Source organism: Actinomadura sp. NBRC 104412 (assembly GCF_030269515.1).
Classification (GTDB): domain Bacteria; phylum Actinomycetota; class Actinomycetes; order Streptosporangiales; family Streptosporangiaceae; genus Spirillospora.
The window spans coordinates 80,651-102,479 of the sequence record NZ_BSTM01000001.1 but is presented as its reverse complement, the minus strand read 5'-3'; the positions used below and the strand labels follow the sequence as shown (position 1 = coordinate 102,479).

21 protein-coding genes and 1 riboswitch are annotated in these 21,829 nt (G+C 70.6%); of the genes, 9 read left to right on the top strand and 12 right to left on the bottom strand.

What is annotated here, in order from left to right; translation table 11 throughout:
- Positions 1–63 precede the first annotated feature (63 nt).
- Together QSK21_RS00470 and QSK21_RS00465 are read left to right on the top strand one after the other, a co-directional pair.
- Positions 64–348, top strand: coding sequence for an MBL fold metallo-hydrolase (locus tag QSK21_RS00470; RefSeq protein WP_502871496.1), 285 nt, complete (start codon positions 64–66; stop codon positions 346–348).
- 398 nt (positions 349–746) lie between these two features.
- Positions 747–880, top strand: a riboswitch (cyclic di-AMP (ydaO/yuaA leader).
- Positions 881–890: 10 nt separating this feature from the next.
- Complete coding sequence (locus tag QSK21_RS00465) at positions 891–1,817, top strand: CHAP domain-containing protein (RefSeq protein WP_285692635.1); 927 nt, start codon at positions 891–893, stop codon at positions 1,815–1,817.
- A 114-nt stretch (positions 1,818–1,931) separates the two neighbouring features.
- Here QSK21_RS00465 and QSK21_RS00460 read toward each other — a convergent pair whose 3' ends face one another.
- Positions 1,932–2,411: a carboxymuconolactone decarboxylase family protein gene (locus tag QSK21_RS00460; RefSeq protein ID WP_285692634.1), complete on the bottom strand. Its 480-nt coding sequence runs from the start codon at positions 2,409–2,411 to the stop codon at positions 1,932–1,934.
- Positions 2,408–3,487, bottom strand: a complete 1,080-nt coding sequence (locus tag QSK21_RS00455) for an NAD(P)H-dependent amine dehydrogenase family protein (protein WP_285692632.1) — start codon at positions 3,485–3,487, stop codon at positions 2,408–2,410. Before QSK21_RS00455 ends, QSK21_RS00460 begins: the two co-directional genes overlap by 4 nt.
- Before the next feature lie 185 nt (positions 3,488–3,672).
- Here QSK21_RS00455 and QSK21_RS00450 point away from each other — a divergent pair, with 185 nt between their 5' ends.
- Complete coding sequence (locus QSK21_RS00450) at positions 3,673–5,322, top strand: GMC oxidoreductase (RefSeq protein ID WP_285692631.1); 1,650 nt, start codon at positions 3,673–3,675, stop codon at positions 5,320–5,322.
- A 33-nt stretch (positions 5,323–5,355) separates the two neighbouring features.
- Here QSK21_RS00450 and QSK21_RS00445 read toward each other — a convergent pair whose 3' ends face one another.
- The 4 genes from QSK21_RS00445 to QSK21_RS00430 form a co-directional block, all read right to left on the bottom strand.
- Positions 5,356–5,928: a helix-turn-helix domain-containing protein gene (locus QSK21_RS00445; protein WP_285692630.1), complete on the bottom strand. Its 573-nt coding sequence runs from the start codon at positions 5,926–5,928 to the stop codon at positions 5,356–5,358.
- On the bottom strand, positions 5,916–6,416 hold the full coding sequence (locus tag QSK21_RS00440) for a GNAT family N-acetyltransferase (RefSeq protein ID WP_285692628.1): 501 nt from the start codon (positions 6,414–6,416) through the stop codon (positions 5,916–5,918). Before QSK21_RS00440 ends, QSK21_RS00445 begins: the two co-directional genes overlap by 13 nt.
- Before the next feature lie 151 nt (positions 6,417–6,567).
- Positions 6,568–7,326: an SDR family oxidoreductase gene (locus QSK21_RS00435; protein ID WP_285692626.1), complete on the bottom strand. Its 759-nt coding sequence runs from the start codon at positions 7,324–7,326 to the stop codon at positions 6,568–6,570.
- 11 nt (positions 7,327–7,337) lie between these two features.
- The gene (locus tag QSK21_RS00430) at positions 7,338–8,585 is read right to left on the bottom strand and encodes a PQQ-dependent sugar dehydrogenase (RefSeq protein ID WP_285692624.1); all 1,248 of its coding nucleotides are present in this window, start codon (positions 8,583–8,585) and stop codon (positions 7,338–7,340) included.
- Between the two features lie 86 nt (positions 8,586–8,671).
- On the opposite strand from QSK21_RS00430, the gene QSK21_RS00425 reads away from it, so the two are divergent.
- The gene (locus tag QSK21_RS00425; protein WP_285692623.1) at positions 8,672–9,301 is read left to right on the top strand and encodes a TetR/AcrR family transcriptional regulator; all 630 of its coding nucleotides are present in this window, start codon (positions 8,672–8,674) and stop codon (positions 9,299–9,301) included.
- A gap of 58 nt (positions 9,302–9,359) precedes the next feature.
- Positions 9,360–9,914, top strand: a complete 555-nt coding sequence (locus QSK21_RS00420) for a dihydrofolate reductase family protein (RefSeq protein WP_285692621.1) — start codon at positions 9,360–9,362, stop codon at positions 9,912–9,914.
- A 25-nt stretch (positions 9,915–9,939) separates the two neighbouring features.
- Here the strand turns inward: QSK21_RS00420 and QSK21_RS00415 are convergent, their stop codons facing one another.
- Genes QSK21_RS00415 through fdhD form a run of 5 tightly spaced genes read right to left on the bottom strand, consistent with a single transcriptional unit; the run spans position 9,940 to position 15,919 of the window.
- The gene (locus QSK21_RS00415; RefSeq protein ID WP_285692620.1) at positions 9,940–10,218 is read right to left on the bottom strand and encodes a formate dehydrogenase subunit delta; all 279 of its coding nucleotides are present in this window, start codon (positions 10,216–10,218) and stop codon (positions 9,940–9,942) included.
- Positions 10,215–13,031, bottom strand: coding sequence for a formate dehydrogenase subunit alpha (fdhF, locus tag QSK21_RS00410; RefSeq protein WP_285692619.1), 2,817 nt, complete (start codon positions 13,029–13,031; stop codon positions 10,215–10,217). The genes QSK21_RS00415 and fdhF overlap by 4 nt, the downstream gene beginning before the upstream one ends.
- Positions 13,028–14,599, bottom strand: a complete 1,572-nt coding sequence (locus QSK21_RS00405) for a formate dehydrogenase beta subunit (RefSeq protein WP_285692618.1) — start codon at positions 14,597–14,599, stop codon at positions 13,028–13,030. The genes fdhF and QSK21_RS00405 overlap by 4 nt, the downstream gene beginning before the upstream one ends.
- Positions 14,596–15,084, bottom strand: coding sequence for a formate dehydrogenase subunit gamma (locus QSK21_RS00400; protein ID WP_285692616.1), 489 nt, complete (start codon positions 15,082–15,084; stop codon positions 14,596–14,598). The genes QSK21_RS00405 and QSK21_RS00400 overlap by 4 nt, the downstream gene beginning before the upstream one ends.
- Before the next feature lie 10 nt (positions 15,085–15,094).
- Positions 15,095–15,919: a formate dehydrogenase accessory sulfurtransferase FdhD gene (gene fdhD / locus QSK21_RS00395; protein WP_285692615.1), complete on the bottom strand. Its 825-nt coding sequence runs from the start codon at positions 15,917–15,919 to the stop codon at positions 15,095–15,097.
- A gap of 388 nt (positions 15,920–16,307) precedes the next feature.
- Between fdhD and QSK21_RS00390 the strand changes: the two genes are divergently transcribed.
- The 3 genes from QSK21_RS00390 to QSK21_RS00380 all read left to right on the top strand — a co-directional run bounded on the left by QSK21_RS00390 (position 16,308) and on the right by QSK21_RS00380 (position 19,940).
- Complete coding sequence (locus tag QSK21_RS00390) at positions 16,308–16,850, top strand: nuclear transport factor 2 family protein (RefSeq protein WP_285692614.1); 543 nt, start codon at positions 16,308–16,310, stop codon at positions 16,848–16,850.
- Between the two features lie 267 nt (positions 16,851–17,117).
- Positions 17,118–18,350 (top strand): ABC transporter substrate-binding protein, encoded by a 1,233-nt coding sequence (locus QSK21_RS00385; protein ID WP_285692612.1) that lies wholly within the window; start codon positions 17,118–17,120, stop codon positions 18,348–18,350.
- Positions 18,351–18,425: 75 nt separating this feature from the next.
- A complete protein-coding gene (locus QSK21_RS00380; RefSeq protein WP_285692610.1) occupies positions 18,426–19,940 on the top strand; it encodes an FAD-dependent oxidoreductase in 1,515 nt (504 codons plus the stop codon).
- 12 nt (positions 19,941–19,952) lie between these two features.
- Here QSK21_RS00380 and QSK21_RS00375 read toward each other — a convergent pair whose 3' ends face one another.
- Positions 19,953–20,732: an SDR family NAD(P)-dependent oxidoreductase gene (locus tag QSK21_RS00375; protein ID WP_285692608.1), complete on the bottom strand. Its 780-nt coding sequence runs from the start codon at positions 20,730–20,732 to the stop codon at positions 19,953–19,955.
- A 247-nt stretch (positions 20,733–20,979) separates the two neighbouring features.
- Here QSK21_RS00375 and QSK21_RS00370 point away from each other — a divergent pair, with 247 nt between their 5' ends.
- On the top strand, positions 20,980–21,726 hold the full coding sequence (locus tag QSK21_RS00370; protein WP_285692606.1) for an SDR family NAD(P)-dependent oxidoreductase: 747 nt from the start codon (positions 20,980–20,982) through the stop codon (positions 21,724–21,726).
- The last annotated feature ends 103 nt before the right edge of the window (positions 21,727–21,829 follow it).

The window sequence follows — 21,829 nt, the reverse complement described above, 5'->3', positions numbered from 1 at the left end:
GCCCGGTGAGGGGTTCCGCGATACGGGAAACAATCGTCCCGTGACGCGGAAGGTGCAACGCCGATGACGGCCGTCAAGGTCGATGTGGTGGAGACGTCCTCGCTGGGTGATCGCAGTTACCTGGCGCACGATGGCCGGGTCGGGCTCGTGGTGGATCCGCAGCGCGATATCGACCGGATACTGGCCCTCGCCGGACGGGCAGGCGTGCGGATCACGCATGTGGCCGAGACCCACGTCCACAACGACTACGTCTCGGGCGGTCTCACCCTGGCCAGGCTGTCGTGCACATCGACGACGCGTACTTCAAGGCCGTCAAATCCGGCCTCGTGTGACATTTGGGATTTCTGAGGCCGATGATGCCATTGCGTGCGATTGGGTGCGGCATGGGCAGGGCCTGGCGGTGGATGTCTGGAATAGATGCACCCTAGGACGGGTTTTTATCCCCTGGACAGCATGCTTGCCCTGGATTTGCCCAGGCCCAGAACTTTGATACCGTCTGTCCGCAACCGGTGACACCCAGACACGTCACCCACCCGGGGCCCACCCCCCATCACGGGACGCCCCCACCGGCCACGCCACCAGCACCACCCAGCACCACCCAGCACCATCCGCGCGTGGCCCACAGACCATCTGATCGCACCCGGCGGCCACCGGCCGCCGGACCGCCGAGTCCTACCGCACCCCCGCCAGCCACACCGGCCACAACGGCCGCACCGGCCGCACCGGCCGCACCGGCCGCACCGGCCACAGGGGGCGCGCAGGAGCCGGGGACCCACCTCCCCCCACAGGGGTGAATCGGCACGCACCCACATGCACGCCGTAGGGCGACTTCCACGCCCGAACCCGACAGCTAACCCGGTAGGCGGACTGGAAGGAATCAGGAGATCCCAGTGCAGTTCCGCACCACCAACCCCATCAAGCCCATCAAGCCCACCAAGCCCACCGTTGCCAAGACGTTCTCGCAGACGTTCTCGCAGACGTTCGCGCAGACGTTCGCGCAGGTGACCTCGCTGCGCGGCCGCGCCGCCGCCGGCGCGCTGGGCGCGGCCGCCCTGGGCGCGCTGACCTTCGGCTCGGCCGCCACCGCACTGGCCGACACCACCCCCCAGCAGGCCACCACCACCGCCGCCATCGCCACCCAGCCCACCGGCACCACCGCTGGCACCACCGCTGGCGGTGCGGGCGCGGGCGCGGGTGCGGGCCTTGCGGGCCCGGCGCAGGACCTGTCCGGCTTGCAGCGCGGTAAGGCCGCCGTCAAGGACCTGGCCGAGCAGGCCCGGCCCGGCCCGGCCGGCAAGACCTTCGCCGGCCAGGGAGCGGAGAAGAAGACCGGCGCGACCGCGCGTGATGTGATCAAGCTGGCCGAACAGCAGGTCGGCATCACCGAGGACGCCGACGGCAACACCAAGTTCCACCGCTGGTACATCCACAGCGACCACGCCAAGCGCACCGCCGAGCGCGACGGCGGCACCGTCGCCGACTACAACGGCGCGTCCTGGTGCGACATGTTCGTCACCTGGGTCGGTGACAAGGCCGGCGCCCGCGGCATGGGCGGCGACGCCTACACCGTCTCCCACGCCCAGTGGTTCAAGGACCACGACCGGTGGGGCACCAAGGCCCGCCCCGGCGCCGTGGTGTTCTTCAACTTCGACGGCGACAAGAACATCGGCTCCATCGAGCACGTCGGCCTGGTCGTCAAGGACAACGGCGACGGCACCGTCCGCACCATCGAGGGCAACACCGCCGACTCCGTCCAGGACCGCGTCCGCGACAAGTCCACCATCGTCGGCTACGGCTACCCCGAATACCGCAAGTAACCACAACCCGGGAAACCACCCGACAACCACACAGCACCACCAACCCCCAGGGCGCCCCGCCACCACCACCGGTGGCGGGGCGCCCTCTTTCGCATGTGGAGGGTGCCGCGCCGGTCAGGTCTTGGGGACGAGGCACATGGTGTCGAGGCCCAGGACGTGGTTGAGGCGGCCGAAGGCCAGCCAGGAGCCGATGCACATGCTCAGCTCGACGATCTCGAGCTGGCTGTAGTGGGCGGTCATCCGGGTCCAGAACTCGTCGTCGAGCCCGTGGTGGTCGAGGGCGTAGCGTTCGGCGTACTCGGCCGCCAGGCGGGTGCGGTCGTCGAAGGCGTCGGTGGTGCGCCAGTCGGTCACGGCGTCGGCGAAGCCGTCCTCGACCTTCTGGCCGTCGCGTTCGGTACGCCAGTCGAGGCAGAACACGCAGCCGTTGATCTGGGCGATCCGGAGGCGGGCCGCCTCGAACTCGCGGAGGCCGAGGGTGGTGTGGGCGTACACCGCCAGGGAGAAGTTCGCGGCGGCGGGACCGATGCCGGGCACCATCTCGCCCCACACGTACTCGATCGGGTCCTTGCCCTCGGGGATGTCGATGTTCATGGGCGTTTCCTTCCGAGCCTGCCGGTCGCGGGCCGCAGCGGGACGTCGAGGGCGTCGTAGAGGCCGGGTGGGGCGTCCGCGAGCCAGTCGATGGCACCGACGAGCCGGCCCACCGCGGTGGCGTTCCCGCCCGCGGCGCGGTTCCCGTCCTCGTCGTCGGCCTCGACGGTGACCTCGATGCGCGGGCGGCCCTCGACGATCACGCGGTGGGCGCCGTCGCCGCTGGGCGGCGTGGGCCAGTCGGGCGCGCAGGACGGGTGGATGCGGGTGACATGCTCGATCACGATGCGGGGCTCGCCCTCGACGACGCCCTGCACCTCGAACCGCACCGCGCCCTGGGTGCCGGCCTCGAACTCGCCCATCGACCGGGTGGTCACCGTGGCGTCCAGCGGACGGCGGTCGAGGGTTTCGCGGATCCCGTCCAGTTCGACGCCGAGGGCGCGGGCCATGAGGCGCACCTGGCCGCCCCACACCATGGTGGGGACGGACGGGGCGAGCATCGGCGGCTCGTAGTCCATGGGCTGGCCCATGCCGACCAGGTACCGGACGGAGTCGGGCTGGTCGTAGGTGGAGTAGTCGAAGATCTCCTGGCAGCGGATCGCGTCCACGTCGGTGCCCAGGCCGCTGATCAGCAGCGGCAGCACGTCGTTGCCCCAGCCCGGGTCGACGCCCGAGACGAACAGCGAGCCGCCGCCCTCCTTGATCGCGGAGAGCACCGGTTCGCGGACCTCGGCGGGGGCGCTGCGCGGGTCGTAGAGCGCGTAGAGGGCGGGGGTGACCACGACCGCACCCGCGCGCACGGCCTTGAGGACGTCCGCGAGGGCCTCGTCGGGACGGATGTCGCCGGACGCGGCGTACACCACGGCGCGCGGCCCGGCGGCCAGGGCCGTGTCCACGTCGGTGGTCGCGGCGACGCCCAGCACGCGGCCGAGCCCGCCGAGGTCGCCGGCGTCCCGGCCGGCCTTGGCCGGATCGTGGACGAGCACGGCGGTCAGGTCCAGCCCCGGGTGGGACTCGACGGCGCGGATGGCGAGCCGGCCGATGTTGCCGGTGCCCCAGACGATCGTGGGGATCATGCGCTGGAGGCTAACAACCGCCGGGGGCGCTGCCTAGAGCTCTCCCTAGCAAGCATTTGGTCGCTTTCGGTGCCTGTTCCGTGACCTGCGGTTTCGCCGAATCATTACTGGCCGGTAGGTAGTGACGCAGTTCACATTGCTGTGTAGAACTCGTTCTAGTTGCATCCCGAGCCGAGGAGGCTGGCATGGCCGATCCGACCCGAAGAGGTAAGAGTTCTGACGGTATCTCGCGTCGCGGATTCATTGCTGGAACCGGTTCTATCCTGGGCCTGGGCCTGGCGGCCCAGGCCGGGTACGGCACCCCCGCCGCCGCGTCCTCGGCGCCCGCCCCCGCCCCCATCGCCGACGGCGCCCAGGTCCCCGTTCTGGTCATCGGCACCGGCTACGGCGGCTCGGTCACCGCCCTGCGCCTGGCCCAGGCGGGCGTGGACGTCCACATGGTCGAGATGGGCATGGCCTGGGACACCCCCGGATCGGACGGGAAGATCTTCGCCAACACCCGGACACCGGACGTCCGCTCGTACTGGCTCCGGACCAGGACCAAGCAGCCGCTCAGCAACTTCCTCGGCTTCCCCCTCGACAAGGACGTCCCCCTGTACACCGGGATCCTGGACGCCGAGGAGTTCGGCGGGATCACCGTCTACCAGGGCCGGGGCGTCGGCGGCGGCTCTCTCGTCAACGGGGGCATGGCGGTCACCCCGCTGCGGCAGAGGTTCAGCGGCATCCTGCCCTCGGTGGACGTGAACGAGATGTACGACGTCTACTACCCGCGGGCCAACGCGGGCCTCGGGGTCAACCACATCGACCCGGCCTGGTTCGAGACCGCCGAGTGCTACCAGTACGCGCGGGTCGGCCGTAAGCACGCGCAGCGCTCCGGCTTCCCCTTCGTCTTCGTCCCCAACGTGTACGACTTCGAGTACATGAAGCAGGAGGCCACTGGAGCGGTCCCGAAGTCGGCGCTGAACGCCGAGGTCCTGTACGGCAACAACCACGGCAAGAAGTCGCTGCAGAAGACCTACCTGGCACAGGCCAAGGCCACCGGGCGCGTCGCCATCTCACCGCTGCACAAGGTCACGTCCGTCGCGCCCGCGTCCGGCGGCCGTTATCTGGTCACGATCGAGCAACTGAACACCACGGGCGGCGTCATCGCCACCAAGGCGGTCACCGCTGACCGGGTCTTCTTCGCGGCGGGCAGTGTCGGCACGTCGAAGCTGCTGGTGAAGCTCAAGGCGACCGGTGTGCTGCCCAACCTGAACAACGAGATCGGCAAGGGCTGGGGCGAGAACGGCAACGTCATGTGCGGCCGCGCCAACCACCTGTGGGACCCGACCGGGCGGCTCCAGTCGTCCATGCCGACCGGAGGCATCGACAACTGGGACGCGGGCGGTGCGTTCGCCGAGGTGGCCCCGCTCCCCACAGGCATCGAGACCTTCGCCTCGTTCTACCTGTCGATCACGCGGAACCCCAACCGCGCCCAGTTCACCTGGAACGCGGCGGCCGGACGGGTCGAGCTGAACTGGCAGACCGCCTGGAAGCAGCCCTCGATCGACGCCGCGAAGACCATCTTCGACAAGATCAACGCCAAGGAGGGCACGATCTACCGGACCGACCTGTTCGGCGTCTACAAGATCTGGGGCGACCATCTCACCTACCACCCGCTCGGCGGCGCGGTGCTGAACAGGGCCACCGACAACTACGGGAGGCTGCACGGCTACCAGGGCCTGTACGTCATCGACGGCGCGCTCATCCCGGGCAACGTCACGGTCAACCCGTTCGTCACCATCACGGCCCTCGCCGAACGCAACATCGAGCACATCATCGCCGCCGACCTGTAGCCGGAACGGCGTCTTCGCGGGGCACGGCCGCGGTCAGGCCGTGGCCTTGCGAATGGCGACCACGACGTAACGGCAGGTGCCGGTGGTGTCGTTGACGAACTCGCGCGCCTGGGGCCTTCCGAGCTCGAAGGTGTCCCCTGCGGTGAGGCGGTGCGCGGTCGTTCCCTCCAGGAGGGTCAGCTCGCCGTCCAGGACCCAGATGAGCTGGGCAAGGAACGCGAACGACGCCGCCGGCATCGGCACGCGGGTGCCCGCGGGCAGCAGGATCTCGGTGACATCGGCGGGAAACCCCGGCGTCGATATCTGGCGCCGCAGGTAGCCGGTGCCGGGGTCCGTCCAGGAGGGGGTGTCGGCGGCCCGCCGCACCCGGTCGGGAGCGGCGCGGTCCGCCGGTGCCAGCAGCTCGGTCATGCTCAGCTCCAGCGCCGCGGAGAGCCTGCCGAGGATGACGGCGGTGGGGCTGCTCTCACCGCGCTCGATCCTGCTGATCATCGCCCGGGACACGCCGGAGACCTCGGCGAGCCGGGCCAGTGACCATCCGCGCCGGCCACGTTCCTCCCGTACTCGCCGTCCGAGGTCGTTCGCGCCGTCCATCAAGGCGGACATGCCTCCACCTTGGAAGCGTCCTCGCCGTCGAGGCGCAGCTCCATGTAGACGCTGTTGGGATCGTCGACGTAATCCGCGAACGGCTTGCAGAAGGCGAAACCGTGCCGGGCGTAGAGCCGCCGGGCCGGGGCGAAGAACTCCTGGCTCCCGGTCTCCAGCAGCACCCGGCGGTGTCCGCGCTCGGCGGCGGCCCGCAGCAGGTGCCGGAGCATGGCGGCCCCGACGCCCCGGCCGCGCGCGTCCCGCGCGGTGCGCATCGACTTCAGCTCGACATCGCCGCCGCCGAGGTCCTTGAGCGCGCCGCAGCCGCGGAGCTCCCCGCCCTCCCAGACGGACCAGAACGTGACCGCCGGATTGCGCAGCTCGTCCAGATCCAGCGCGTGCACCGACTCCGGCGGCGAGGTGGCGTGCATGTCGGCCAGGTGCTCCTCCAGCAGCCGGCGGACCTCGGGCCGGGCCAGACCACCGAGCTCGAAGCGCAACATCATCCGACTCCCGCGTCACCGCTCCCGTACGCCCCATACGGCCGATGGCCGCATTTCCATGATAGTGGACACAAATCCACTATCCGATCGGAGCGTCCGGCCTGCCGGCCCCGCCGCCCGTCGGCGGGGCCGGCAGGCCGGCGGGGCCGGCGTCTCAGGCCATGCCGCCGTTGGAGAAGATGACCTGGCCGTTGACCCAGCGGGCCGGGCCGGCGAGGAAGGCCACGGTCTCGGCGGCGTCCTCGGGCTCGCCCAGGCGGCCCAGCGGGTTGGCCTGGGCGAGGTTGGCGATCACCTCGTCGCTCTTGCCGTCCAGGAAGAGCGGTGTCGCGGTCGGGCCGGGGGCGACGACGTTGACGGTGATGTCCCTGCCGCGTAGCTCGCGCGCGAGGATCAGGGTCATGCCCTCCACGGCCGCCTTGCCCGCGGCATAGGCGCCGTAGGTGGGGATCTGGGTGCGGGTGACGCTGGTCGAGAAGTTGATCAGCGCGCCGCCGCGGCGCAGCCGGTTGGCCGCGAGCTTCGAGACGACGAACGTGCCCCGGACGTTGGTCCGGTACATGCGGTCGAGGTCCGCCAGGTCGAGGGTGGCGATCGGGCTCAGCAGCATGATGCCCGCCGTGTTCACCACGACGTCGACACCGCCGAACGCGGCCTCCGTCGCGTCGAACGCGGCGGTCATCGCGGCCTCGTCGGCGACGTCCCCGTTCACGGCGATCGCCTGCCCGCCGGCCTGCTCGACCTCGGCCACGAGCGACTTGGCGGCGCCCTCGTTACCGGCGTAGTGCACCGCGACGGCGAAGCCGTCGGCGGCGAGCCGCCGGACCACGGCTCGGCCGATGCCACCCGAACCACCGGTGACGAGAGCGACCCGGCGCGTGGTGTCGATGTTCCTGCTCGTGTTCGTGCTCATGGGTTCTCCTTTCATTGGGTCGGGTCTGTGCCGGGCCGGGGCTCGTTCACCTCGACCCGGAGGATGCGGTCGTCTCCGGGACGCGGGTCGGTTCCGCCCCAGGTGGCGCGGTCGGTGTTGGAGGTGACGAGCCACAGGGCCCCGTCCGGGGCGACCTCGACGGTGCGGATCCGGCCGTGGTCGCCGGTGAAGTGGGCGATGGGGCCGCCGGTGGCGGCACGGCCCCGGACGGGAAGCTGCCAGAGCCGCTGCCCGCCCAGAGCCCCGATCCACAGCGATCCCTTGGCGTAGGCGACGCCGGACGGGCTCGCCTCGTCGGGGTGGATCGTGGCGATCGGCGCCACGCCCGTGGACCCGGCCGTCCCCTCGGTCTCCGGCCACCCGTAGTCGGCGCCCGCGCGGAGGACGTTGACCTCGTCCCACGTGCGGTGCCCGAGTTCGGAGGCGTAGGCGGTGCCATCGGGGCCGAACGCGATCCCCTGGACGTTGCGGTGGCCCTTGGAGTAGATCGGGGACGAGCCCGGGTTGCCGTCGGGGACGGAGCCGTCGACCGCGATCCGCAGGATCTTGCCGTTGAGGGAGTCGTCGTCGGCCGCGTTCCCGGGGTCGAAGGCGTCGCCCGTGCCGATCCACAGGTGCCCGTCCGGTCCGATGGCGATGCGCCCGCCGTGGTGCCGGTCGGCGGTCCGGATGCCGTCGAGCAGGACCCGGTCGACGGTGAGGGAACGGTGGTCGCGGGCGATGGTGAGCGCGACGACGCGGTTCTCGTCCCGCCCGGAGACGACGGCGAAGACGGTGCGGTCGGTCGCGAACCTGGGGGAGGCGACGATGCCGAGCAGCCCGCCTTCCGAGCTGACGTGGACGCCGGGGACGACGCCGACCCTTTGTGGCGTGCCGCCGTTCGCGGGGATGCGCAGGATCTCACCGGAGATCCGTTCGGAGACGAGCGCCGACCGGTCGGGCAGGAAGGTCAGCCCCCAGGGCGCCTCCAGTCCGGTCGTCAGCTCGACCGGCCTGCCCAAGGACGCGACCGGGCCGGTCTGCGTGCCGCCGGGGCTTGCGGTCCGGGAGGCGGCGGCCGGGGCGGCCTCGCCGCCCTGGCCCGCGCATCCGGTCAGCGCCATCGCGATGACCGCGATGACGATCGCCGCGCGCGACGGACGCGACGGACGCGACGGGCGCGGGCGGGCCGTCGCCGCGTCCGCGCGCTGGGAGTTCGGGCCTGTACCCGCTGGTGAGGCCACATGCTTGAGCTTCATGGCCGTGGCTCCCTAGGATATGGACAGTCTGTTCATATATGACCATAGCTCGAAATGAACGAACCGTCCATAAAAATGAGGTGACGATGGTGGAGAACGTTTCCGGCGAGCAGGTCGCGGCCCGCCGGCCCGGCCGAGGCCGGCGACCGGCCGCACAGGTGCGCGCCGCCGTGCTCGCCGCCGCGGGGCGCATCCTGCTGCGGGACGGCTTGCCGGCGGTCACCTTCGACCGGGTGGCGGCCGAAGCCGGCGCGAGCAAGACGACCCTCTACAAGTGGTGGCCGTCGCCCGGCGCGCTCGCGGCCGAGGCGTACTTCGCCCAGAGCCGGCGGACACTGGAGTTCCCCGACACCGGCGACGTGCGCGCCGACCTGATCAGCCAGCTCGGCGCGTTCGTCCGCTGGCTGAAGGAGGAGGGCGCGGAGAAGCCCGTGTCCGAGCTGGTCGGCGCGGCCCAGCTCGATCCCGATCTGGGCCGGGCCTGGTCGGAGAGCTACGCGCAGCCCCGCCGTGAGCTGGCGCGCGAACGTCTCCGCATCGCCCAGCGGCAGGGCCAGGTGCGCGAGGACGCCGACCTCGACGTCATCGTGGACCAGCTATGGGGCGCCTGCTACCACCGGTTGCTCGTCCTCAAGGTGCCCTTCGACGAGTCGATCGTCGAGAGCCTGGTCGACCACGCGCTTCACGGATCGGCTCCGCGCGACGGCACGCGATGAGTTCCGGCGTCACCCCGGGTCTTCACTCCGGGCGGCGCCAGGACGGAGGAGAAAGGCCATGGGCAGGATCGTCTACTGGATGAACACCTCGATCGACGGCTACATCGAGGATCGAAACGGTGGCCCGGGCTTCGGCGAACCGGCGGAGGACTTCCAGGAGGCCGCGAACGACCATGTGCGCCGGATCGCGGCGTTCCTGTTCGGGCGGCGGCTGTACGAGACGATGGAGAAGCCCTGGACGCAGGACCTCGGCAAGGAGGGCGCCCCGCCCCTTGAGCGGGAGTTCGCCCGGCTGTACAAGGAGACACCGCGCTACGTCTTCTCCGACACCCTCCAGACCGTCCCCGACGGGGTCACGCTCGTCCGCCGCGAGGACGCCCGGTCCACGGTGACGCGCCTCAAGCGGGAGACCGACGGCACCCTCCAGCTCGGCGGCCCCGAGCTGGCCGTCTCCCTGCTGGACCTGATCGACGAGTTCTGGGTGTACGCCCAGCCCGTGATCGTCGGGGGCGGCAAGCCGTACCTCCCCGTGACGACGGAGCTGCGGCTACGCCTGGCCGAGCACCGCTCCCTCGCCTCGGGGATCACGTTCCGGCGTTACGTACGGCCCTGACCCGAAGATCCGGCCGTGACCCGGATCATCCGCTGGACCCCGCCTTCTGCGAGGCCGTGAGGACGCGGACGGCGGCGAGGGCGAGCGGATGCAGGTCGTCGGCGTGGTCGGTGGCACGGGCGATGAGGTCCGCCCGCATGCTCGGCTCCCAGAACATGCGGATGTGCTCGGCGATGGCGGCGGCCGCCTCGTCGGGCGGCCGCCGCTCGAACTGGACGGCGATGTCGTTGGCGAGTCGGATCTGAGATGGCAGCACGTCGTTCATCGTACGGACGGGCGGTTCCTGCGCGGCGCCGGTGTTCACCGGTCGGACACCGTGGTCGGCACGGCCCGCTCCTCCGGTGCGGCCGTGGGATCCGCGGGGTTGCGGAGCTCGACCTGGACGGCCGTGACCTTGTACTCCGGGCAGTTGGTCGCCCAGTCGGAGTTCTCGGTCGTGACGACGTTGGCGCCGGTGACGGGATGGTGGAAGGTGGTGTACACGACGCCGACGGGCATCCGGTCGGTGATCATCGCCTTGAGCGTGGTCCGGCCGACCCGGCTGGACAGCGACACCTCGTCTCCGTCGCCGATGCCGCGGACCTCGGCGTCGTGCGGGTGGATCTCCAGGACGTCCTCCGGATGCCAGGCCACGTTGGCGGTGCGGCGGGTCTGGGCGCCGACGTTGTACTGGGTGAGGATCCGGCCGGTGGTCAGGATGAGCGGGTACTTGCGGGTGCTGCGTTCGCTGGTGGGGACGAAGGCGGTCTCGACGAAGCGCCCCTTGCCGCGCACGAACCCGTCGACGTGCATGATCGGGGTGCCTTCGGGGGCCGCGTCGTTGCAGGGCCACTGGACGCTGCCGAGCTTGTCGAGCTTGGCGAACGAGACCCCGGCGAAGGTGGGCGTGGTCGCGGCGATCTCGTCCATGATCTGACCGGGGTGGTCGTAGTGCATGGGGTAGCCCATGGCGGTGGCCAGCTCGCACGCGACCTGCCATTCGTGCTTGCCGCACTGGGGCGGCATGACGGGGCGCACGCGGTTGATGCGGCGTTCGGCGTTGGTAAACGTCCCGTCCTTCTCCAGGAAGGAGGTGCCGGGCAGGAACACGTGGGCGTACTTGGCGGTCTCGTTCAGGAACAGGTCCTGGACGACGACCAGGTCCATCGCGGTCAGCGCCGCGACCACGTGCTGGGTGTTCGGGTCGGACTGCGCGAGGTCCTCCCCCTGGATGAACAGGGCGCGGAAGGAGCCGTCGATGGCGGCGTTGAACATGTTGGGGATGCGCAGGCCCGGTTCGGGCTGGATGGTGCGTCCCCACAGGTTCTCGAAGACGGAGCGGACGGCGTCGTCGGAGACGTGCCGGTAGCCGGCCAGCTCGTGCGGGAACGACCCCATGTCGCAGGAGCCCTGCACGTTGTTCTGGCCGCGCAGCGGGTTCACGCCCACGCCGTCGCGGCCGATGTTGCCGGTGGCCATGGCCAGGTTCGCCATGCCCATCACCATCGTGGAGCCCTGGCTGTGCTCGGTGACGCCCAGACCGTAGTAGATCGCCGCGTTGCGGGCGGTCGCGTACAGCCGGGCCGCGGCCCGCAGCTCGGCGGCCGGCACCCCGGTGACCTGCTCGACGGCCTCGGGGCTGTTCTCCTCGCGGGCGATGAAGTCGGCCCACTCGGCGTAGCCCTCGCAGCGCTCCTCGACGAAGGACCGGTCGACCAGACCCTCGGTGACGGCGACATGGGCCATGGCGTTGATCACGGCCACGTTCGTGCCGGGGGCGAGCTGCAGATGGTGCTCGGCCTGGATGTGCGGGGAACGGACCAGGTCGATGCGCCGGGGATCGACGACGATCAGCTTGGCGCCCTCGCGCAGCCTGCGCTTCATCCGCGAGGCGAAGACCGGGTGCCCGTCGGTGGGGTTGGCGCCGATGACCATGATCACGTCGGCCTGCGCGACGGACTTGAAGTCCTGGGTGCCGGCGGACGTCCCGAACGTCTGCTTGAGGCCGTAGCCGGTGGGGGAGTGGCAGACCCGGGCGCAGGTGTCCACGTTGTTGTTCCCGAACGCGGCGCGGACCATCTTCTGCACCACGTAGACCTCTTCGTTGGTGGTGCGGGAGGAGGTGATCCCGCCGATCGCGCCGACCCCGTGGGCCTGCTGCACCTCGCGGAGCTTCGTGGCGGTGTAGGAGATCGCGGTGTCCCAGTCGACCTCGCGCCACTCGTCGGTGATCGACTCACGGATCATCGGGGACAGCTTGCGGTCGGGGTGGGTGGCGTACCCGAACGCGAAGCGGCCCTTCACACAGGAGTGGCCCTCGTTGGCGCCGCCGTCCTTGTACGGCACCATCCGCACGAGCTGGTCGCCGCGCAGCTCGGCCTTGAACGAGCAGCCGACCCCGCAGTAGGCGCAGGTGGTGATCACGCTGCGGGTCGGCATGCCCAGGTCGACGACGGTCTTCTCCTGGAGGGTCGCGGTCGGGCATGCCTGCACGCACGCACCGCACGACACGCACTCCGAGTCCATGAAGGACGTGCCTCCGGGGGAGACCTTGGAGTCGAACCCGCGTCCCTCGATGGTCAGCGCGAACGTGCCCTGGATCTCGTCGCAGGCCCGCACGCAGCGCGAGCAGACGATGCACTTGGACTCGTCGAAGTCGAAGTAGGGGTTGCTGTGGTCGGTCGGCGCGTCGAGGTGGTTCGCCCCTTCGTAGCCGTAGCGGACCTGCCGCAGGCCGACCACACCGGACATGTCCTGTAGCTCGCAGTCGCCGTTGGCCGAGCAGGTCAGGCAGTCCAGGGGGTGGTCGGAGATATAGAGCTCCATGATCCCCTGACGCAGCTTCTCCAGCCGGGGCGTCTGGGTGCGCACCGACATCCCGTCGGCCACCGGCGTGGTGCACGAGGCGGGCGTGCCGGGCCTACCGTCGATCTCCACCAGGCACAGCCGGCAGGAGCCGAACGCCTCCAGGCTGTCGGTCGCGCACAGTTTGGGGATGTCGATGCCGGTCAGCGCCGCCGCCCGCATGATCGACGTGCCGGCCGGGACGGTCACGGGGTGCCCGTCCACCTCGACGGCGACGGTGGCCTCTCCGGGCCTGGCGGGCGTGCCGAGGTCGGGTTCCTTGAACAGCGTCACGGTGTCGTTCCTTCCTCGTGGAGCGAGGTGAACCGGCGTGGGGTGAAGTCGTCGGGGAAGTGGCGGAGGGCGCTGAGCACGGGGTTGGGCGTCAGCCCGCCCATCGCGCACAGCGACCCGTCGGTCATCAGCTCGCACAGGTCGCTCAGCAGCGCCAGGTTCGCGTCCGGGTCCCGGCCAGCGACGATCTTGTCGATGGTCTCCACGCCGCGCACCGACCCGACCCGGCAGGGCGTGCACTTGCCGCAGGACTCCTCGGCGCAGAACTCCAGGGCGAACCGGGCCATCCTCGCCATGTCGACCGTGTCGTCGAAGACCACGATGCCGCCGTGCCCGAGCATGGCCTTGGCGGCGGTGAACGACTCGTAGTCCAGCGGGATGTCGAGCCCGTCGGCGGGGAGGTAGGCGCCGAGCGGCCCGCCGACCTGCACCGCCCGTACCGGACGGCCGGAACGGGTGCCGCCGCCGAACTCGTGGATCAGCTCGTGGAGCGTCATGCCGAACGCGGTCTCGAACACCCCGCCCCGGGCGATGTTGCCGGCGAGCTGGAAGACCTGGGTGCCTCGGGAGTCCTTCGAGCCGAGCGCCTGGTAGGCGGCGGCACCGCCGTCCAGGATCGCGGGGACGGAGGCCAGGGTGAGCACGTTGTGCACCAGCGTCGGCTTGCCGAACAGCCCGCTGATCGCCGGGATCGGCGGCTTGGCCCGCACCATCCCGCGCTTGCCCTCCAGGCTGTCCAGCATGGAGGTCTCCTCGCCACAGATGTAGGCACCGGCCCCCACCCGGACGAACAGGTCGAACGACAGGCCGGAGCCGAGCACGTCCTCGCCGAGCCAGCCGCGGGCGTAGGCGACCTCGATCGCCTGCCGCAGCGTGCGGACCGCGTCCGGGTACTCCGAGCGCACGTACACGTAGCCCTCGGTGGCGCCGGTCGCGTGCGCGGCGATCGTCATGCCCTCGATCAGGCAGAACGGGTCGCCCTCCATCAGCATCCGGTCGGCGAACGTCCCGCTGTCGCCCTCGTCGGCGTTGCAGCACACGAATTTCATGTCCGCCGGCGTGTCCAGGACGGTCCTCCACTTGATCCCGGCCGGGAACCCCGCTCCGCCGCGTCCGCGCAGTCCCGACCCGGTGACCTCGTCGACCACGGCGGCCGGGGACATCTCCAGCGCCCGCCGCAGCCCTTCCAGCCCGCCGTGGGCCAGGTAGTCATCGGCGGACAGCGGGTCGGTGACGCCGACGCGCCGCATGCACAACCGCTGCTGCGCCGCCATCCACGGCAGCTCCTCCACCAGACCCAGATGGCGCTCATGGCCGCGCAGGGAACGGTCGTCACCGAGGCGCGCGAGCAGTTCCGGCACCTCGGCCGGGCTCATCGGGCCGAAGCCGACACGTCCCTCCGGCGTCTCGACCTCGACCAGCGGCTCCAGCCACAGCATCCCGCGGGATCCGGTGCGCACCAGCCGGACGTCCCGGCCCGCCGCCTCACGGACGACCGCGGCGGCCACCTCGTCGGCCCCGACCGAACGGGCCGCCGAGTCGCACGGCACATAGATCGTGGTCGTCACCGGTCGCCCGCCTCCGCTTCCATCACGAGCGTGTCCAGCCGGTTCTCGTCGAGCCTGCCGTGCAGCCGCCCATTGATCTGCGCCGCGGGACCGAGCGCGCAGTTGCCCAGGCAGAACACCTGCTCCAGGGTCACCGAGCCGTCCCGCGTCGTCTCCCCGAGCTCGACCCCGTACACCTGCCGCGCGTGCGCGACCAGCCGCTCGGCACCCACCGACTGGCACGCCTCGGCCCGGCACAGGCGCACCACCGTCCGGCCCGCGGGCCTGTCACGGAAGTCGGCGTAGAAGCTGATCACTCCGTGCACCTCGGCCTTGGACAGGTTCAGCTCCTCGGCGATCACCGGCACCATCTCCGGGCCGATATAGCCGAACTCCGCCTGTAGCCCGTGCAGGATCGGCAGCAACGCCCCGCGATCGCCGCGATGCACGTCCACGACCGCGCGCACCCGCTCCGCGGACGACCCCTCACCCGGCACCACCGTCATCACCTGCCTCTCAACCCTTGACGCGGTGGGCGCCGGTGTAGACGTTCATGTCCGGCCCGCGTAGGAATCCGATCAATGTCATGCCCTGTTCCTCGGCCAGCTCCACCGCCAGCGACGAAGGCGCGGACACCGCGGCCAGCGCCGGCACCCCCGCCATCACCGCCTTCTGGACCAGCTCGAACGACGCCCGTCCCGAGACCATCAGCACCGTGCCCGTCGCGGGCACGCGGCGCTTCATCAGGAGCTCGCCCAGTGCCTTGTCCACCGCGTTGTGGCGGCCCACGTCCTCCCGGACCACCAGCAGGTCTCCGTCCGCGGTGAACACGCCCGCCGCGTGCAGCCCTCCGGTGGAGGCGAAGACCTTCTGCCGCTCCCGCAGCCGGTCGGGCAGCGACAGCAGCGTCTCCACCGCGAACTGGGACGGGTCCTCGGACGGGGAGAACCGCGTCCGCAACCGGACCGCGTCCAAGGCCGCCTTACCGCACACTCCGCACGATGAGGTGGTGTAGAAATTCCGCTCCACCCCCACATCCGGGGGCGGCACGCCGGCGCTCAGCGTCACATCCAGCACGTTGTAGGTATTGCGGCCGTCGGCGTCCACGCTGTCGCAGTAGCGCGCGGACGACACGTCTTCACGGCCGCCGATCACGCCTTCGGTGAGCAGGAACCCGTGCGCCAATTCCACATCATGGCCGGGCGTGCGCATCGTCACGGCCAGGGCCCGCCCGCCGACCCGGATCTCCAGCGGCTCCTCACCGGCCACGGCGTCGACCCGCCGCCGCTCACCGGCGGCGGAAACCCGCAGGATCGGCCGTCGAACCGTCACCCTCGCCACCCGCATCAGCTTAGTGCAGCGCGAAATTATCGCCAGTGGGGTTTCCGTCTCCCGAAAACTCCGGCGCATGCGATGCGCTCCCGCCAAGCAACGCTTATGACGCAATAGAAGAATCTTGTTGAGAACGGCGCGACGGCGAAGTCCCAATAGCCGCCGAGGCCCGGTCCTCGGGGCGGTTCATGCTCTCTGCACTCCCTTGTCCCGCCGCCCGCAAAAGGGCATGGAGTGATCGGGTTACCGCGACGCGCCCGGCCGGGCGGGTCCGGGCGGCCGGGGAGGCCCCTTGACGGCGTCAGCGCATGTTGCCATAGTCAGCTACATATTTAGGACATGCTGACCAGATAACGGACGCAGTAGGGCCGGCGACGCGACCGGAAGCGAGGCGACCATGCCAGACCTGGAAGACCTGGAGCGGCGGGTACGGCGAGCCGAGGACCAGCTCGAACTCCTCCGCTTGGAGGGCGCGTACGCGTTCCTCTACGACAGCGGCGACGGGAAGGCGTGGGCCGACCTGTTCACCGAGGACGGGGTCTATTCGGGCCGTCGGCTCGCCGGCATGGGCGAGCCGAACTTCATCCAAGGGCGCGCGAACCTGGCCAAGTTCTGCGAGACCGATCGGGTGAGCTGTGTGCACATGCTGAACCTGCCGCACTTCTCGATCGACGGTGACACGGCCACCGCGCGCATCCATCTCCAGCACCGCGGCAAGTCGATCGACGAGTACGGCCGGCCCGTCCAGACGCAGGCGGTCGGGTATTACGACGTCTCCTATCGCCGCACCGATGAGGGGTGGCGCATCCACCGCCGGGTCACGACCTTCTACGACCGCCGCGTGCACATCGCCTACGGCTATGAGCCGGCCATCGCGGACCTGGACGTTCCACCGCTTCCGGAGTCCGGCGAGTACCCGTACCGGGACAGCCGAGGCTGATCCCCCGTCCCGCACCGTCCCCGGCCCCGGTCGAGGAGTCCGCCCTGGCGCGGGCTTCGCCGGCCGGGGTCGTCGCGTTCGTGGGACCGGCCCGGTGCGGACCGGTTCCTGACCGGCATCGGTGCTTGACGTGCGCTGTGGCGCGGGACACAATCCGGTTGTCCCAATTTCGTTACGGATAGTCCGATAAATGGACACCAAGGGAACGCGGCAGTCACGTGTCCTGGCTCCGGGGCTCGTCCACAACTCTGGAAGGAACGGCATCCGATGCTCATCCGACGCTCACTTCGCTCAGGGTGGGTCACACTGGCCTGCCTGGCCATGCTGGCCTTCACGGCCGCCTGCGGCGGCGCCGGCGGCTCCGGGGGCTCCGACGGGCCGATCAAGATCGGCGGCATCTGCCCGCTGAGCGGGCCGGTCGCCGTGGCCGGGCAGCGGTGCACCGCCGTCAAGGCGTACTTCGACCACCTCAACGACCAGGGCGGCATCAACGGCCGCGACGTCGAGTACGTGCTGCGCGACGACGCCTACAACCCCTCCACGACGCTCCAGGTCAGCCGCCAGCTCGTCGAGCGGGACCGCGTGCTCGCCACCGTCGACTCCATCGGCACGGCGACCCAGCTCGCGGTGCGCGACTACTTCAACCAGAAGAAGATCCCGCAGCTCTTCGTCGCCTCGGCCGCCACCCCGTTCTCGGCCCAGTACAAGGAGTACCCCTACACGATGGCGTGGGACGTGCCGGCCGTGATCTCGGGGGCGCTCTACGCCAAGGACATCGCGGCCAACTTCCGCGGCAAGACGGTGGCCGTCATCTACCAGGACGACGACGCCGGCAAGAGCTACCTGTCCGGGTTCGAGAACGAGGCCAGGAAGGTCGGCGTCACCATCGTCGCCAAGCAGGGCTACGACCCGACCGCCACCAGCGTGACCGGGCAGATCTCGGCGCTCAAGCAGAGCAACGCGGACATCCTGGTCAGCTTCGCCGTCCCCGGCTTCACGCCGAAGATCCTCGCGGCGGTCTACAGCCAGGGCTGGTCGCCGGTGAAGTACATCGACCCCGGGTCGGGGAGCAACGCGGCGGTGCTCAAGTCCGTCGCCCAGCAGGCCGGCTCGCCCGCGGCCGTGGAGGGCGTCCGGTCGGGCACCTTCTACAAGGACCCGAACGATCCCGCCCTGGCGTCCGACGAGGGCATCAAGCTCTACAAGCAGATCATGGCCAAGTACTGCAAGGGCTGCGACGTGACCTCGCAGTACTACCTCCAGGGGATGGCCACCGCCTGGAGCTTCGCCGAGCTGCTGAAGAGCATCGAGGGCGACATCACCTCCGAGTCCATCCTCAAGGCCAGCCGGTCGCTCAACCAGGCCAACGACCCGTTCCTCCTGGACGGAATGGTGATCTCCACGTCCGCCGACGACAGGGAGCCGCTGAACCAGCAGGGCATGGCGGAGTTCAAGAACGGGCGGTACGTGCTCATCGGCGACCTCGTCTCCTCCTCGTAGGACCCCTCCTCCTCGTAGGACCCGGAGCAGAGGCTCAAGCGGCTCGACCCATCCCCACGCAGCGGAAGCGAGACGATGTATCACTCGGGAGACTTCGACGAGAGCGCCGACGTCGTGGTGGTCGGCTTCGGTGTCGCCGGGGCCACCGTCGCCCTCACGGCGCAGGAGCAGGGCGCGGAGGTCGTGGTGCTGGACAAGCAGCCCGCCGACGACCGCAGGCCCAACAGCCGCTACTCCGGTGGCTTCCTCATGGTGCTCGACGACCCGGAGGCGGCGATCACCTACCTGACCGCCCTCTACGAGGTGACGGACGACCCCGCGCGGTTCGACGCCGAGCTGATCCGCACGTGGGCCGAGGAGGTCGCCCTGAACCCGCGGTGGCTCGACGAGCTGGGGTGCTCGCACGCCGAGGGCGGTCAGGGCGGCGAGCACCGGTCCCTTCCCGGGTGGGAGACCGTCGGCTTCCGGCGCGTGCTCGGCGCGCCCGAGGCCGGCGGCTCGCTCCCCGGATGCCCGCTGTTCGGCTTCCTGGACGCGGAGGTGGCCCGCCGGGGCATCGAGCGCCGGTACTCGACCCGGGCGCGGTGGCTCCTCACCGATGCCGATGGCGCGGTCATCGGTGTCGAGGTCGAGCAGGACGGCCGCGTCCGGCGCATCGGCGCCAGGCGCGGCGTCGTCCTGGCCACCGGGGGCTACGAGGCGAGCGAGGAGCTGAAGCGGCGGTACTTCCCCGTGCCGCACGCCTACTTCTACGGCACCGAGCGCAACACCGGCGACGGCATCACGATGGCCATGGAGGTCGGCGCCGAGCTGTGGCACATGAACGGCTGGCCCGGCCACCTGGTCGCCCATTTCGAGGACTGCGACTACACCGGCGGCTTCCATCCGGACTACTGGGCCACGGGACGCTTCGCCCTGGCCGAGGGCAACCGGCCGTACGGGACGATCCTGGTCGACGGGAGCGGTGCGCGCTTCACCTGTGAGCCCGGCGTCCAGCACGCGGCGAATCTCGAAGTGCTCTCCATGGACGCCGGGCGCCTGACCTTCCCGCGGATCCCCGTGTGGTGGGTCTTCGGCGAGGACCGGATGCAGGCCGGGCCTCTGGTCTCGACCCGTACCGGCCCGGCCGGTCCCGTCGGGGACTACGCGTGGAGCAAGGACAACACCGCCGAGCTCTCGCGTGGCTGGGTGCGCAGCGGTGACGGTGTCGCGGGGCTCGCCCGCGAGTGCGGGTTCGACGAGGCGGTGTTCTCCGGCACCGTCGAGACGTACAACGAGGCGTGCGCGACCGGCCGGGACCCGTTCGGCCGGCCCGTGGAGACGCTCGCGCCGCTGACCGGTGAGCGCCTGTACGCCATGCCGCTCTATCCGGGCGGGTCGCACACGGTGGGCGGGCCGCGCCGGGACGCTCGGGCGCGGGTCCTCTCGGTGCGGGGCGGCCCGATCCCCGGGCTCTACTCGGCCGGAGAGCTGGGGTCCATGCACGGCCTCCTCTACCCGAACGGCGGCGCCAGCCTGGCCGAGTGCCTGGCCTTCGGCCGGATCGCGGGCCGCCAGGCGGCGGCCCGCGACGCCGGGACGGGCGGCTGAGCCCGTTCTCCCTCACGCCTCCGTCACGCGCTGGGGCGGTGGCATGCCGGGAAGGGCCAGGAGGCCACCGTCGACCACCAGGTCCGTCCCGGTCAGGGAGGAGCTGCGCCGGGAGGCCAGGAACAGCACGGCCTCGGCGACCTCGCCGGGCGTGGACGGCCGGCCGAGCGGAAGGAAGTCGTAGTAGTCCGCCGGCCGGCCGCCTCCGGCGATCTCGCTGAGCATGGGCGTGTCGACGTAGCCGGGGAGGACCGCGTTGACCCGGATGCCCCAGGGCCCGAGTTCGAGGGCGGCCGCCTTGGTCAGGCCGCGCAGTGCCCATTTCGACACGACGTACGAGGACGCGTTCCACGCCCCGCGGTCGGCGACCACCGAGCAGATGTTGACGATCGAGCCGCCGCCGGCGCGGCGCATCAGCGGCGCCAGGTGGCGCATGCCCAGGTGGGGTCCGATCAGGTTGACCCGCAGCATGCGTTCCAGGTTCTCCGCCGGCTCGTCGTGCAGTGGCCGGAACCAGTGGATGCCCGCGTTGTTGACGAGCACGCGCACGGGCGGTCCGTCCGCGAGGTCGCCGGCCAGCCGCCGCCAGCCCTCGTCGCTGGTCACGTCCAGGCCCACGGCCGTGACCCGGCCGCCGATGCCCGCCGCGGTCGCCGACACCGCCTCGGCGTCGATGTCGGCCGCGACGACGTTCGCGCCCGCCTCGGCGAACAACGCCGCCTCGGCGGCCCCCTGCCCGCGGGCCGCGCCCGTCACGACAACGGTCGTGTTCTCCCAGTCGTCGGTCTCCACGTGCACGGCTCCCTCGCGTCCCGGGTTCACGGCATGCCCAGGGCACGCTCGTGGACTCCATTTATCGGACAAATTGTCGTAAATACGTACATCGATTCTGCAACCGCCGCGAGCGAGCGTCAAGGAAGCCGGGTGCGGTCAGGCGCGATCCGCCCGGCCATGGCTGTTGACAGCGGTTCCGGCCGGGTCCGAGCATATGACCGTTATACGTACAGATTTCTCTAATAACGGACAAGCGGTGAGGTTGATGGGCGCGGACAGAACGGCAGTGGTCACGGGGGCGGCCGGCGGCATCGGGCTCGCCGTCGTGGACCGGCTGGTCGCGGAGGGTGTGGCCGTGGTGGCGGTGGACCGGGACGAGGGCCTGCTCGCCGAGGCGGGCCGGCGGCCGGGGGTCACCACCCGGGCCGTGGACCTCGGCGACCGCCACGCCAGGACGCGGCTCGTGGCCGAGGTGGACCGCCTCGACTATCTGGTCAACGCCGCCGGAGTCGTCTCCCTCGTGCCCGTCGCGGACGTCACCGTCGAGGAATGGGACCGTGTCATGCGCGTGAACGCCGAAGCGCTGTTCTTCCTGTGCCAGGGCTTCGCCGAGCGCATGGGCGCCGGCTCGGCCATCGTCAACATCTCCTCGACCGCCGCCAAGACCGGCGCGATCGCCGAGGCCGCGGTGTACGCCGCGTCGAAGGCGGCCGTCCTGTCCATCACGCGCAGCTTCGCCACGCACCTCGCGCCACGCGGGGTACGGGTCAACGCCGTCTGCCCCGGCATCATCGACACGTCCATGGGCGACAGCGTGGTACGCGAGCTCGCCACGCGGTGGGGGGAGGACCCCGAGCGGCTCCGGGCCGCGCGGGCGTCGGGCGTGCCCATGGGCCGCGAGGGCGAGCCGCGCGAGTGTGCGGCCGCGATCTGGTTCCTGCTCTCCGAGGACGCCTCCTACATCACCGGCCAGAACCTCAACGTGTCGGGCGGCCAGGTCAACTGGGGATGACAGCGGAGGTCACCGGCGGTGCGCGTGCCACATCCGGACGGTTGACGCCGTGAGTGATACGCGGCACAGTGACACATACACGAAACGAAGAGTCCTATATACG

What these genes read in the sequence shown, in the direction of transcription:
- QSK21_RS00420 (WP_285692621.1), top strand. Translation starts at nt 9,360, where the DNA reads ATGGGCAGGATCGTCTACTGGATGAACACCTCGATCGACGGCTACATC.
- QSK21_RS00445 (WP_285692630.1), bottom strand. Translation starts at nt 5,928, where the DNA reads ATGTCCGCCTTGATGGACGGCGCGAACGACCTCGGACGGCGAGTACGG.
- QSK21_RS00400 (WP_285692616.1), bottom strand. Translation starts at nt 15,084, where the DNA reads ATGACGGTGGTGCCGGGTGAGGGGTCGTCCGCGGAGCGGGTGCGCGCG.
- QSK21_RS00435 (WP_285692626.1), bottom strand. Translation starts at nt 7,326, where the DNA reads ATGAGCACGAACACGAGCAGGAACATCGACACCACGCGCCGGGTCGCT.
- QSK21_RS00460 (WP_285692634.1), bottom strand. Translation starts at nt 2,411, where the DNA reads ATGAACATCGACATCCCCGAGGGCAAGGACCCGATCGAGTACGTGTGG.
- QSK21_RS00385 (WP_285692612.1), top strand. Translation starts at nt 17,118, where the DNA reads ATGCTCATCCGACGCTCACTTCGCTCAGGGTGGGTCACACTGGCCTGC.
- QSK21_RS00390 (WP_285692614.1), top strand. Translation starts at nt 16,308, where the DNA reads ATGCCAGACCTGGAAGACCTGGAGCGGCGGGTACGGCGAGCCGAGGAC.
- QSK21_RS00370 (WP_285692606.1), top strand. Translation starts at nt 20,980, where the DNA reads ATGGGCGCGGACAGAACGGCAGTGGTCACGGGGGCGGCCGGCGGCATC.
- QSK21_RS00455 (WP_285692632.1), bottom strand. Translation starts at nt 3,487, where the DNA reads ATGATCCCCACGATCGTCTGGGGCACCGGCAACATCGGCCGGCTCGCC.
- QSK21_RS00470 (WP_502871496.1), top strand. Translation starts at nt 64, where the DNA reads ATGACGGCCGTCAAGGTCGATGTGGTGGAGACGTCCTCGCTGGGTGAT.
- QSK21_RS00440 (WP_285692628.1), bottom strand. Translation starts at nt 6,416, where the DNA reads ATGATGTTGCGCTTCGAGCTCGGTGGTCTGGCCCGGCCCGAGGTCCGC.
- QSK21_RS00430 (WP_285692624.1), bottom strand. Translation starts at nt 8,585, where the DNA reads ATGAAGCTCAAGCATGTGGCCTCACCAGCGGGTACAGGCCCGAACTCC.
- QSK21_RS00380 (WP_285692610.1), top strand. Translation starts at nt 18,426, where the DNA reads ATGTATCACTCGGGAGACTTCGACGAGAGCGCCGACGTCGTGGTGGTC.
- QSK21_RS00450 (WP_285692631.1), top strand. Translation starts at nt 3,673, where the DNA reads ATGGCCGATCCGACCCGAAGAGGTAAGAGTTCTGACGGTATCTCGCGT.
- QSK21_RS00425 (WP_285692623.1), top strand. Translation starts at nt 8,672, where the DNA reads ATGGTGGAGAACGTTTCCGGCGAGCAGGTCGCGGCCCGCCGGCCCGGC.